The following is an 11,941-nucleotide window of genomic DNA, read 5'->3' as shown; positions in this document are numbered from 1 at the left end:
GCCTTCTTGGCGGGTGCAGCGGCCTTCTTTGCCGGCGCAGCCTTCTTGGCGGGTGCAGCGGCCTTCTTTGCCGGCGCAGCCTTCTTGGCGGGTGCTGCCTTTTTCGCAGCGGGTTTCTTCGCAGTTGCCATCATTTTCTCCTTGGGTCGATTTGCAAAGAGCACTCCACGCCTGCATTGGGCATGGAGCGATCCATGGCAACGATGCAATGCTCGTCACCACGAATGCGGAAACGCCCCGAGGTCGCAGCGCTGGTAGGCGCTGTGCGCGAGGAGCGTGGTTGAAAAATCATGGCTTGGACAGGAATGATCAGTCCCAGGAAAGTGCCCCACCGGACTGGTACTCAATGACTCGCGTTTCGAAGAAGTTGCGTTCCTTCTTCAGGTCGATCATCTCGCTCATCCAGGGAAAGGGGTTCTCCTCATTCGGGAACAAGGCCTCAAGGCCGATCTGTGTCGCGCGGCGGTTGGCGATGTAGCGCAAATAGCCCTTGAACATGGATGCATTCATGCCAAGCACGCCGCGGGGCATGGTGTCTTCCGCGTAGCGGTACTCAAGTTCCACGGCCTTGAGGAACAGGTCCTTGATCTCTTCCTTGAAGGCGGTGGTCCACAGGTGCGGATTTTCGAGCTTGAGCTGGTTGATCAGGTCGATCCCGAAGTTGCAGTGCATGGACTCGTCGCGCAGGATGTACTGGTATTGCTCGGCGGCGCCGGTCATCTTGTTCTGGCGGCCTAGTGCGAGGATCTGCGTGAAGCCCACGTAGAAGAACAGGCCTTCCATCAGGCAGGCAAAAACGATCAGCGACTTGAGCAGGGTCTGGTCGGTCTCGGGCGTGCCAGTCTTGAAGTCGGGGTCCATGATCGCTTCGATGAAGGGGATCAGGAACTCGTCCTTGTCGCGAATGGATTTGACTTCGTTGTAGGCGTTGAAAATTTCGCCTTCATCGAGGCCCAGCGACTCCACGATGTACTGGTAGGCGTGGGTATGGATGGCTTCCTCGAAGGCCTGGCGCAGCAGGAACTGGCGGCACTCTGGCGCCGTGATGTGGCGATAGGTGCCCAGCACGATGTTGTTGGCAGCCAGCGAGTCGGCGGTCACGAAGAAGCCGAGGTTGCGCTTGACGATGCGACGCTCGTCCTCGGTCAGGCCGTTGGGGTCCTTCCACAACGCAATGTCACGCGTCATGTTTACCTCCTGCGGCATCCAATGGTTGGCGCAGGTGGCCAAATATTTTTCCCAGGCCCACTTGTACTTGAATGGCACCAACTGGTTGACATCAGTCTGGCCGTTGATGATGCGCTTGTCGGCTGCCGCCACGCGGCGGTGCTGCGGGGCAGAGGGCGTGGCGTGCGTCGCAGGGCCTGTGGCAGGCTGCTGTGCAGGTGCTTGGATAGCCGTTGGCGGATGGCTCGCCAGGCGGTCGTTGGAGAGGCCGCCGTCCAAGAGTTTTTGCGATGAGGGCTTGACTTCGTCGTCCCAGGTGAGCATAGGTTTTCCAGTGGTCGGATTATGGAAGCAGTGCTTCAAAATGAAAAGCACTGAAGCGTTGCCAGGCTGTGATCTGTTGCTTCACAACACCTGCGAGTGCGGTGGCGGGCTTGGCGGGCACTCGCAGGTATGCGGGCTTACTGGCAGGCTTCGCAGGTCGGATCGTCGATGGCGCAGAACTTCACGTCGGTGGCGGGCAGGGCTGTGGCCTGGGCTTGTGCCGAGGCTGCTGCGGCGTCCAAGGCGCTGGGGGAGGTGGAGGCGCTGCCGTCGGTGCCCGCCGAGACGGCGTTGAGCTGGCGCGTGTTCACCGTGCTCATTTCCACGTGCGTGGCGCTTTGCGTGCGCAGGTAGTACGTGGTCTTCAGGCCACGCACCCAGGCGAGCTTGTAGGTCTCATCCAGCTTTTTGCCCGATGCGCCGGCCATATAGATGTTCAGGCTCTGTGCCTGGTCGATCCACTTCTGGCGGCGGGCGGCGGCCTCCACCAGCCAGGTGGGCGGAACCTCAAAGGCCGTGGAGTACAGGGCCTTGACGTCCTGCGGCACGCGGTCGATGGGATGCAGAGAGCCCTTGAAGTGCTTGAGATCCATGAGCATCACGTCGTCCCACAGGCCCAGTTCCTTGAGGTCGCGGACCAGGTACTGGTTGATGACGGTGAATTCGCCCGACAGGTTGGATTTGACCGACAGGTTGCCGAACGAGGGCTCGATGGATGCGTCCACTCCCACGATGTTGGAGATGGTGGCGGTAGGCGCAATGGCCACGCAGTTGGAATTGCGCATGCCGTTCTGGGCGATCTTTGTGCGCAGTGCATCCCAGTCCAGGCGTGTGGTGCGGTCCACGTCGACATAGCCGCCGCGCGCCTGCTGCAGAAGGTCCAGCGAGTCCAGCGGCAGGATGCCCTGGGACCACAGCGAGCCCTGGTAGCTGGAGTAGGTGCCGCGTTCCTGGGCCAGTTCGGTCGAGGCCCAGTAGGCGTAGTAGCAAATGGCTTCCATCGACGCATCGGCAAACTCCAGGGCGGCGTCGCTGGCGTAGGGGGTGCGCATTTCATACAGCGCATCCTGGAAGCCCATCAGGCCCAGGCCTACCGGGCGGTGGCGCAGGTTGGAGTCCTGGGCTTTTTGCACGGCGTAGTAGTTGATGTCGATCACGTTGTCCAGCATGCGCATCGCCGTGCTCACGGTTTTACGCAGCTTGTCGTGGTCGATGGCGCCGTCCTTGATGTGGCGCACCAGGTTCACCGAACCCAGGTTGCAGACGGCGGTTTCGGTGTCGCTGGTGTTGAGCGTGATCTCGGTGCACAGATTGGACGAGTGCACCACGCCGGCGTGCTGCTGGGGCGAGCGAATGTTGCACGGGTCCTTGAATGTGATCCAGGGGTGGCCGGTCTCGAAAAGCATCGAGAGCATCTTGCGCCACAGGTCCACGGCCGGCACGCGCTTGAACAGTTGGAGATCGCCGCTATCGGCCATCGCCTCGTAGGCGGTATAGGCCTTCTCGAAGGCCTGGCCGTACAAGTCGTGGAGGTCCGGCACATCGGACGGTGAGAACAGCGTCCAAGGGCCCTTTTCCATTACGCGCTTCATGAACAGATCGGGAATCCAGTTGGCCGTGTTCATGTCGTGCGTGCGGCGGCGGTCGTCGCCGGTGTTCTTGCGCAGCTCGAGAAACTCCTCGATGTCGAGATGCCAGGACTCCAGGTAGGTGCAGACGGCACCCTTACGCTTGCCGCCCTGATTCACGGCCACTGCCGTGTCGTTGACCACTTTCAGGAAGGGCACCACGCCCTGCGACTCGCCGTTGGTCCCCTTGATGCGCGCGCCCAGTGCGCGCACGCGAGTCCAGTCATTGCCCAGGCCGCCCGCGAACTTGGACAGCAGTGCGTTCTCCTTGATGGATTCGTAGATGCCGTCGAGGTTGTCGGGCACCGTGGTCAGGTAGCAGGACGACAGCTGCGAGCGCAGCGTGCCGCTGTTGAACAGTGTGGGTGTGCTGCTCATGAAGTCGAAGGAACTGAGCAGCTCGTAGAACTCGATGGCGCGGGCATTGCGGTCGTCTTCCTGCAGTGCCAGGCCCATGGCCACGCGCATGAAGAACGCTTGGGGCAGCTCGATGCGGGTCTTGCGCACGTGCAGGAAGTAACGGTCGTAGAGCGTCTGCAGGCCCAGGTAGTCGAACTGCTGATCGCGTTCGGCTTTCAGGGCGTGACCCAGACGCTGCAGGTCAAAGTCCAGCAGGCGCGGGTCCAGCAGCTCGTTGTCTACCCCCTTTTGGATGAACAGCGGAAAGTTGGCGGCATAGGCCACAGCCATATCGGCGGGGGGCACATCGCGGCCCAGAACCTCGCGCACGATGGTGTGCAGCAGCAGGCGCGCAGTGGCATAGGTGTAGCCGGGGTCCTTCTCGATCAGGGTGCGCGCCGCCAGGATGGAGGCCTTGTACACCTCGTCCATGGGCACGCCGTCGTACAGGTTGCGCATGGTCTCCGCTGCAATCGGCGCTGCCTGGACGTCGGCGCCCAGGTTGGCACAGGCGGACTCGATCAGCGCCTGCAGGCGCAGGACGTCGAGTTCGACGCGTTGGCCGCCTTCCTGCACATACAGCGCCGGCATCTGGGGCAGCAGTTGTTCTTTCTTCTGCGCACGCTCCTGGGCACGGCGCTCGCGGTACAGCACGTAGGCACGCGCCACCTCATGGTGACTGTCGCGCATCAGGCCCAGTTCCACCTGGTCCTGCACATCCTCGATGTGGAAGGTGCCGCCGTTCGGGCGTGAACGCATCAGGGCGCGCACCACCGTCTGCGTGAGCTGGTCCACCGTCTCGCGCACGCTGGCCGAGGCGGCGCCCTGGGTGCCGTGTACGGCAAGAAAGGCCTTCATCATGGCCACGGCGATCTTCTGTGGCTCGAAGGGCACGACCGCGCCATTGCGGCGGATGATCTGGTAGTGGGTGAGCGTGCCGGCTGCGGCCGCCGGTGGAGGGGTGTCTGCGGCAAGGGCCTGCGAGGACGGGGTGGTGTCAATGGCGGGGGAAAGGGGCGCAGCTTGCATGTATTCCTCTCTGGGTGGTGTCGGAAGGTGGCCAAGCGGGCGGTAAAGTCGCCGTCAGCACTGGGTGGCTGACGGCGATGTTTGGGCCGCAGCACACTATATCTGGGGTGTCTTTGGGGTTCAAGACACTACAGGTAGTGTATCCCCGGAAAGAGGCTGAGCAGAGAAACTGCGGAGCCGATCACTGTCGGTGGGTGGGGCCGGGGCCGTGTGGCCCCGTGCTGCGAGGGGGCGTGCGCGGCTGTTTTCAATGGTGGCGCGGGATTGCGGCGCTTTTCCTTCGATAGCGTCCGCCATGTCTAGCGGTCAGGCTGTGGCACCGTGATCTTCGCTGTTGCGAAATCGCATATTTTGAAAAACCTTGCCGGCGAATGGTTGGGATGGCATCGGTGGAAACAGGATGCCTGAGCCGGCAAAGGCCGACCGCAGCCTTTCCCAGTGAAATCCTGGCCCGGGGTCGCCCTTGCGGTGGGGCGCAATATGTTCGTGCCCGGCGATGTAGCGGACGGGGTAGCGGTGCGACAGTGCGGCGCACAGGGCGGTTAGCGTGGCGTACTGCGCGTCCTCGAAGTCCAGGCCCTCCAGGCCTTCCAGCTCCACGCCGATGGAGTCATCGTTGCAGGCGTCACGTCCGCGGTAACGGGACCTGCCGGCATGCCAGGCACGCAGGTCCGTATCCACGAATTGCCAGAGTGCGCCACTGCGGCTGATGAAGAAATGGGCGGAAACTTCCATTCCCCGAATCGTCTGGAAGTAGGGGTGCGCATCCCAGTCGAGCCGGTTGGTGAACAACCGGTGCACCTCTGTGCCGCCATATTGGCCGGGGGGCAGGCTGATCGAATGCACGACGATCAGGTCGACGACAGCGCCGGCTGGCCGAGTTCCATGGTTGGGCGAAACCATGGGCCGTGCCGGTGTGTACCAGCCGCCTTGCCAGAGTGGCCGCCGGTGTTGCCGCGGCTTACTCTGTGTCGCCATGGTTGTCGCCATCCTGCGGAGCAGCGATGTTCAGCCGTGCGATGCGGTAGCGAATTTGCCGCAGGCTGATCCCCAGGCGGGCGGCGGTGGCCGTGCGGTTAAAGCCCGCTTCATGCAGGGCGCGCACGAGGATTTCGCGCTCCTGCTCGTCCAGCCAGGCTTGCAGGTCGCTGGGCAGTGCCATGTCGGCGGTGGCGGCCGCCAACGGTGGGGAGGGGGCCTCCTCCGCTCGCGCGCTGCTGGTGTGTGGCGTGCGTTGCTGGACGGCGGGGGACTCGGCGTCGTCGCCCGCTGCGGGTGGGGGGCATTCCACATGCAGTTCATGTCCGTCGCTTAGGGCGACCGCGCGGTGCAGCAGATTCTCCAGTTCGCGGACATTGCCGGTGAGCGGGTGCTGAGCGATACGGCGCAGTGCCTCTGCGGTCAGACGGGGCACGGTGACGCCCGATTCCTGTTCGATCCGTGCGAGCAATGCGTCGCACAACGCGGGCAGGTCCTCGCGCCGCTCCCGCAATGGCGGGATCAGTAGTTCGATCACGTTCAGGCGGTAGTACAGGTCCTGACGGAAGCGTCCGGCCTGTACGTCTGCAGCCAGGTCGCGGTGCGTGGCGCTGACGATGCGCACGTCCACGGACTCCTCCTGGGTGGAGCCCAGGGGACGGATGCTGCGCTCCTGAATGGCGCGCAGCAGTTTGGACTGCATGGCCAGCGGCAGGTCGCCAATTTCGTCCAGGAACAGCGTGCCGCCACGGGCGGCCTGGAAGTAGCCTTCGCGGTCGTGGGTGGAGCCGGTGTAGGAGCCCTTGCGCGCGCCGAAGAATTCGGCCTCGAGCAGGTTCTCGGGGATGGCGCCGCAGTTCACGGCGACCAGCGGGCCGTCGGCGCGCTGGCTGCTGCCATGCAGCGCGCGCGCCACCAGTTCCTTGCCGGTGCCGGATTCGCCGCGGATCAGTACGGGCGCCATGCTACGGGCCACCTTGGCGATGCGCTGCTTCACGTTGCGCATGGCTTCGGAGTCGCCGATCAGCCGCTCCAGCACCGGATCCTGCGCGTCGGCCCACCCCGTGACGGTGCGGCTGCTGGGCCGCGGTGCCCTGGCGGCGGGCAGCACGCCGCCCACTCCCTGCACGGCCGAGGCCACGACCGACCGGAACTGCTTCAGGTCCATGGGCTTGGTCAGGTAGTCGAAGGCGCCCGAGCGCAGTGCCTCCACGGCATTCTCAGCGGAGCCGTAGGCCGTCATGACCACGCAGCGCTCCCGTCGCTGCTGGTCGCGCAGGTCGTGCAGCAGGTCCATGCCGAAGCCATCGGGCAGCCGCATATCGGTGATCACCGCATCGAACTTCTGGGTTTTCAACTGCTGCCGTGCTTCGTCGACGCTGGCCGCGGTTTCTACGCGATAACCCTCGCGCAGCAGCGTCAGCTCGTAGAGCGTGCGCAGGTCGGGCTCATCATCGACGACGAGAATGGAGGCTGCGGGGGCGTTCATAGGTCTGTCCGTTCGTGTCACACCACGATTGTGTCAAACAGTGATGCCGTGTCGGCGGGCCGCAGGAGGCTGCGGAATGTGACGGTGAAGGCATTTCCTGCGACATCGCCCCGTGCGAGGCTTCGGTTGGTGCGCTGGTAGCCGATGGCCGCGCCATGGCGCTGGCACAGCTCGCGACAGATGTAGAGCCCCAGGCCGCTGGAGCGGCTTTCCGAGGAAAAGAAGGGCTCGAACAGGTGGCGTTCCACGGACTTGTCCAGCGGAGCGCCATCGCTCCAGACCTGCAGGCCGACCTTGCCGCCGGGCGTGGCGCGCGTGGTGAGATACAGCGAATCGGGCTCAGGCCCCATGTAGCGCAAGGCGTTGTCCAGAAGGTTCACCAGCACCCGCCGCAGGTGCTCGGCGTCGAACTCCACCTGCGCCGCGCCCGCATCCAGCACCAGCTTGCCCCGGCGGCGGGCGGGGTCGTGTGCCTGCCAGTCGTTCCAGATCTGGAGTACCGTGGAGTCCAGCGCCAGAGTGGACGAGGATGCATGGCCAATCTGGTGCTGCACCCGGGCGATGTCCAGCACGTCCTCCGTGATGCGCACCAGCCGGTCGGCGTTTTGCCGGACCATGTGGGTCAGGCGCTTGTGGCCCGGGTCGTCCAGGTCTTCGTCCAGCAGCTCGTTGGCCTGGACGATGGCCGCCAGCGGGTTGCGGATCTCGTGCGCCACCGCGGCCGACATGCGGCCCATGGCCGCCAGCTTCTCGGTGCGCAGCCGGGCCTCCATCTCCCGCAGGTCATGCAGGAACATCACGCACAGCTGCTCCGCATCCAGGGCGCCCGCGGCTCCCGGCGTATGGGTGAGCCAGGTGCGGATGCGCAGGCCCATGGGGCTTTGTCCCTCGTGGAGGATGTTCACGTCGGCATGCCGCGGCTGCTCCAGGCGGAACGTGTCCTGCGCCAGGTCCAGCAGGGGCCTCCAGGCGGAGGCATGTGCCAGTGCCAGGGGCAGGGTGGATGCCTTGGCGTCAGGGCTCAACAACAGCAGCGCCGCGGGATTGGCCAGCCGTACCTGGCCCTGGCGGTCCAGCACCAGCACGCCGTCGGCCACGTGCTGCATGACGAGGGCGCTGACGGCTTTCTGCGTGCGCGCATCCATCTGGCTGCGCCGCGCGGTCTGCTGCTCGCTGGTGAGCTTGGCTGCCAGCAGATGCACCAGATAGGCGACGATGAAGTAGCCCGTGCCCGTCACCGCCGTCTGCAAATAGCGCTGCGCGCCGTCGGTGCCGCTCTGCTCGCCCGTCCACCAGGCCCAGGCCAGCAGCAGCAGGGTCGCGCCCGCGGTGGTGCCCAGGGCCAGCGTCAGCGTGCCCAGCACGCCGGCCATCAGGATGGGCAGGCCGAACAGCGGGGTGAAGTGCATGCTGCCGGACTGCTGCAGTACCTGCAGCGTGCTGATGAACAAGATGTCCACGCCGATCGAGGGCAGCCAGTGGAGGCCCGGCCGGGGATCGGGCGGTGCGTGGTGCCCGAACACCCGCAGCAGCAGGGAGGCGATCAGATAGGCGAAGCAGGCGCCCAGCAGCGCGGGCTCGCTGGCCTGGTTGAGCGCTAGGCCCAGCAACTGCAGCAGCAGCAGCGCCAGCGCCACCATGACGCGCGCCGTGAGGAAGGCGTTCCACAGCCGCAGGAAAGGTGGGTGGCCGGGGGGGGGGGCGGCGGGCTGCGTGGGCATTGGGTGCGCCATGCGGTCAGGCAGGGCCCCGCTCCTGGTGCGCGCGGCTGCAGTAGCTGCGCCCGCCATCCCACAGGGCTTCGCTGCGCGGCAGGTGCACGCCGCAATGTGCGCAGCCCACCATGTCCTGCGGCGGTGCGATGCGGGTGTTCTTGGTGGGGCCCTGGCGGGGCGGCGGGCGGCGCTGGCCGCGCCATGCGGCGTAGACGATGGCGATCACCAGCAGCAGGACCAGGTATTTCATGCCGCGCGCCCCAGGACGACTTCCATCACGAAGCGCGAACCGACATAGGCCAGCAGCAGCAGGCCGGTGCCGGCATACAGCACGCGCACGGCATTGCGGCCGCGCCAGCCAAAGCGCGACCGGCCTAGCAGTAGCACGGCAAACGTGACCCAGGCCAGCAGGGAGAACACGGCCTTGTGGTCCCAGCGCCAGGCGAGGCCGTAGAGCTGCTCGCCAAACAGCCAGCCGGCGACCAGCGTGGCCGACAGCAGCACGAAGCCGGCAGTGACGAAGCGGAACGTGAGGCGCTCCAGCGTCAACAGCGGCATGCCGCTGTGCGAATCGGCCGCCTGGCGGATCTGCCGCTCTGCGCGGTTCATGAGCCAGGCGTGGACCACGGCGGCGGCAAACAGGCCGTAGCATGCGATGCCCAGGGTGAGGTGCAGCGGCAGCCACGGCGAGGCCGACACATGCAGCGGGCGGCCGGGAAACAGTGCCGCCACGAGCACGGCCACGCCCCCGAGCGCGCACAGCACCCAGCGTGCGCGCATCTGGGGAAACAGCTGGCGCTCCACGGCGTAGGTGGTGAGCACCAGCCAGGCTGTCATCGACAGGGCGGCGGCAAAGCCGAAGTGGGGGGCGCTTCCAATCAGGCCCCAGGCCAGGGCGCAGGCGTGCAGTGCCCAGGCGGGGGCCATGGCCAGGTGGCTGCGGTCCGCGGCCTTGCCGCGGGATGCCACGGCCGCGGCAAGCGCATAGGCGGCGGCGGTTGCCAGGGCCAACAGCCAGCCTAGCGGGGAAGCACTGGGTAAAATCATGGGTTGGCAGTTTAGCCTTTCGCCCCCGGTCGCCGGGGCAGGATCATCGGCCGGCGGCATGCCTGCGCCGACGCATCAGGAGCACTTGGCAATGGCCTCCGCACTCACAGAAAAACTCACCCGTCTCGTCAAGGAGATGCGCGGCCAGGCCCGCATCACCGAATCCAACGTGCAGGACATGCTGCGCGAGGTGCGCATGGCCCTGCTGGAGGCCGACGTGGCCCTGCCCGTCGTGCGCGACTTTATCGCCCGCGTCAAGGACAAGGCCCTGGGCCAGGAGGTGCTGGGCTCGCTCAAGCCCGGGCAGACGCTGGTGTCCATCGTCAACAGGGAACTGGCCGCCACCATGGGCGAGGGTGTGGTGGACATCAACCTGAACGCCCAGCCGCCGGCCATCATCCTGATGGCCGGCCTGCAGGGCGCGGGCAAGACCACCACCACGGCCAAGCTGGCCAAGCACCTGATAGAAAAGCGCAAGAAGAAGGTGCTGACCGTGTCGGGCGACGTGTACCGCCCCGCCGCCATCGAGCAGCTCAAGACCGTCACCAAGCAGGCGGGCGCCGAGTGGTTCCCGAGCACGCCCGACCAGAAGCCGCGCGACATCGCCCTGGCGGCGCTGGACTACGCCCGCAAGCATTTCTTCGACGTGCTGCTGGTGGACACGGCCGGCCGCCTGGCCATCGATGAAGTGCTGATGCAGGAAATCAAGGACCTGCACGCGGTGCTGAACCCCGTCGAAACCCTGTTCGTCGTCGACGCCATGCAGGGCCAGGACGCCGTGAACACGGCCAAGGCCTTCAAGGAGGCGCTGCCGCTCACGGGCATCGTGCTGACCAAACTGGACGGCGACTCGCGCGGCGGCGCGGCGCTGTCGGTGCGGCAGGTTACGGGGGCGCCCATCAAGTTCGCCGGCGTGTCCGAGAAAATCGACGGCCTGGAGGTGTTCGACGCCGAGCGCCATGCTGGCCGCATTCTGGGCATGGGCGATATCGTGGCCCTGGTCGAACAGGTCACGGCCGGCGTGGACATGGAGGCAGCGCAAAAGCTCGCCGCCAAGGTCAAGAGCGGTGACGGCTTCGACCTCAACGACTTCCTGGGGCAACTGCAGCAGATGAAGCAGATGGGCGGCCTGTCCAGCCTCATGGACAAGCTGCCCGCGCAGCTCACGGCCAAGGCCGGTCAGGTGGACATGGACAAGGCCGAGCGCGACATCCGTCGCAAGGAAGGCATCATCTGCAGCATGACGGCGCTGGAGCGCCGCAAGCCCGAACTCATCAAGGCCACGCGCAAGAAGCGCATCGCCCAGGGCGCTGGCGTGCAGGTGCAGGAGGTGAACCGCCTGCTCAACGAGTTCGAGCAGATGCAGGGCATGATGAAGAAGATGAAGGGCGGCGGCCTCATGAAGCTCATGAAGAAGATGGGCGGCATGAAGGGCATGGGCGGCGGCATGCCCAAGCTGCCTTTTTAATCAAATAGGCCGCTGGCGCTTTGCTGGCAAGCGCAAGTAGCTACAAAAATAATAGCTAATTCGTGACTGGACAAGCGCCACGACCGTGCCCCGGGCGCGTCGCATGTCCCCGTCTTCAAGCTGCCACGGCGCGAGCAGGGCGCCACCGCCGAAGCTCTGCAGGTTCTGCGGCTCGCCGGGGCGGGGCTGGTTGCGCTTGACCCGGGCCTCGCCCGGCGTGGTTGGGGCCCAGGCTTTGCCGCCGCTCAGGGCGGACCTGCTCAGCCGCGCGGCTTGTAGGCCGTGACGTCGATCTCGACCTTGGCGTCCACCATGAGTAGTGACTGCACCGTCGAGCGCGCGGGGCGGTGCGTGCCAAAGCACTCCATGTAGACGCGGTTGAAGCTGCCGAAGTCGCGCGCGTCGGCCAGCCAGACGCTGACCTTGGCCACGTCCTGCAACGTGCAGTCGGCCAGCGCGAGCGCGGCTTCGAGGCGCTGGAAGACCTGGCGCGTCTGCGCCTCAATGCCGCCAACGATGACCTCGCCCTGGTCGTTGGTCGGCACCTGGCCCGAAACGAAGACGAAGTCCCCGGCGCGGGTGGCGGGGGACAGGGGACGGGCCTGGCGGTCCGAGGCCAGAGGGGGTTGGCCCAGCATTTCTACCAGCGACATGGCGTGCTCCTTGTGTAATGTTTTTACTCAATAAGGCAGGGTAA

The 11,941-nt window shown here is 65.6% G+C and carries 9 protein-coding genes; 1 reads left to right on the top strand and 8 read right to left on the bottom strand.

The genetic code is table 11. The features are described 5' to 3' along the window. Window positions 1–309 precede the first annotated feature (309 nt). From BP68_RS17505 to BP68_RS17475, 7 genes are all read right to left on the bottom strand, one after another. A complete protein-coding gene (locus BP68_RS17505; RefSeq protein ID WP_496374137.1) occupies window positions 310–1,491 on the bottom strand; it encodes a ribonucleotide-diphosphate reductase subunit beta in 1,182 nt (393 codons plus the stop codon). Between the two features lie 137 nt (window positions 1,492–1,628). Next, window positions 1,629–4,547, bottom strand: a complete 2,919-nt coding sequence (locus tag BP68_RS17500; RefSeq protein ID WP_496374135.1) for a ribonucleoside-diphosphate reductase subunit alpha — start codon at window positions 4,545–4,547, stop codon at window positions 1,629–1,631. 306 nt (window positions 4,548–4,853) lie between these two features. Continuing rightward, entirely contained in the window at window positions 4,854–5,525 is a 672-nt protein-coding gene (ampD, locus tag BP68_RS17495) for a 1,6-anhydro-N-acetylmuramyl-L-alanine amidase AmpD (protein WP_496374133.1), read from the bottom strand. Next, window positions 5,509–7,014 carry a sigma-54-dependent transcriptional regulator gene (locus BP68_RS17490; protein WP_496374131.1) on the bottom strand — a complete coding sequence of 502 codons (1,506 nt, stop codon included), beginning with the start codon at window positions 7,012–7,014 and terminating at the stop codon, window positions 5,509–5,511. Before BP68_RS17490 ends, ampD begins: the two co-directional genes overlap by 17 nt. Before the next feature lie 17 nt (window positions 7,015–7,031). Continuing rightward, window positions 7,032–8,735 (bottom strand): sensor histidine kinase, encoded by a 1,704-nt coding sequence (locus BP68_RS17485; protein WP_496374129.1) that lies wholly within the window; start codon window positions 8,733–8,735, stop codon window positions 7,032–7,034. A gap of 16 nt (window positions 8,736–8,751) precedes the next feature. After that, the gene (locus BP68_RS17480; RefSeq protein ID WP_496374127.1) at window positions 8,752–8,979 is read right to left on the bottom strand and encodes a PP0621 family protein; all 228 of its coding nucleotides are present in this window, start codon (window positions 8,977–8,979) and stop codon (window positions 8,752–8,754) included. Next, window positions 8,976–9,776 carry a cytochrome C assembly family protein gene (locus BP68_RS17475; protein ID WP_496374125.1) on the bottom strand — a complete coding sequence of 267 codons (801 nt, stop codon included), beginning with the start codon at window positions 9,774–9,776 and terminating at the stop codon, window positions 8,976–8,978. The genes BP68_RS17480 and BP68_RS17475 overlap by 4 nt, the downstream gene beginning before the upstream one ends. Before the next feature lie 91 nt (window positions 9,777–9,867). Here BP68_RS17475 and ffh point away from each other — a divergent pair, with 91 nt between their 5' ends. Beyond that, window positions 9,868–11,244 carry a signal recognition particle protein gene (gene ffh, locus BP68_RS17470; protein ID WP_496374123.1) on the top strand — a complete coding sequence of 459 codons (1,377 nt, stop codon included), beginning with the start codon at window positions 9,868–9,870 and terminating at the stop codon, window positions 11,242–11,244. Between the two features lie 260 nt (window positions 11,245–11,504). Here the strand turns inward: ffh and BP68_RS17465 are convergent, their stop codons facing one another. Next, window positions 11,505–11,897 carry a RidA family protein gene (locus BP68_RS17465; protein WP_496374121.1) on the bottom strand — a complete coding sequence of 131 codons (393 nt, stop codon included), beginning with the start codon at window positions 11,895–11,897 and terminating at the stop codon, window positions 11,505–11,507. Between the last annotated feature and the right edge of the window lie 44 nt (window positions 11,898–11,941).

This window comes from Diaphorobacter oryzae DSM 22780 (genome assembly GCF_059568935.1).
Note: the sequence above shows the minus strand (reverse complement) of the source record. Positions and strands in the feature narration are given on the sequence as shown.

Excerpts from the sequence above, each read along its gene's own strand:
- BP68_RS17485 (WP_496374129.1), bottom strand. The coding sequence starts at position 8,735 with ATGCCCACGCAGCCCGCCGCCCCCCCCCCCGGCCACCCACCTTTCCTG.
- BP68_RS17500 (WP_496374135.1), bottom strand. The coding sequence starts at position 4,547 with ATGCAAGCTGCGCCCCTTTCCCCCGCCATTGACACCACCCCGTCCTCG.
- BP68_RS17465 (WP_496374121.1), bottom strand. The coding sequence starts at position 11,897 with ATGTCGCTGGTAGAAATGCTGGGCCAACCCCCTCTGGCCTCGGACCGC.
- ffh (WP_496374123.1), top strand. The coding sequence starts at position 9,868 with ATGGCCTCCGCACTCACAGAAAAACTCACCCGTCTCGTCAAGGAGATG.
- BP68_RS17480 (WP_496374127.1), bottom strand. The coding sequence starts at position 8,979 with ATGAAATACCTGGTCCTGCTGCTGGTGATCGCCATCGTCTACGCCGCA.
- BP68_RS17490 (WP_496374131.1), bottom strand. The coding sequence starts at position 7,014 with ATGAACGCCCCCGCAGCCTCCATTCTCGTCGTCGATGATGAGCCCGAC.
- BP68_RS17475 (WP_496374125.1), bottom strand. The coding sequence starts at position 9,776 with ATGATTTTACCCAGTGCTTCCCCGCTAGGCTGGCTGTTGGCCCTGGCA.
- BP68_RS17505 (WP_496374137.1), bottom strand. The coding sequence starts at position 1,491 with ATGCTCACCTGGGACGACGAAGTCAAGCCCTCATCGCAAAAACTCTTG.
- ampD (WP_496374133.1), bottom strand. The coding sequence starts at position 5,525 with ATGGCGACACAGAGTAAGCCGCGGCAACACCGGCGGCCACTCTGGCAA.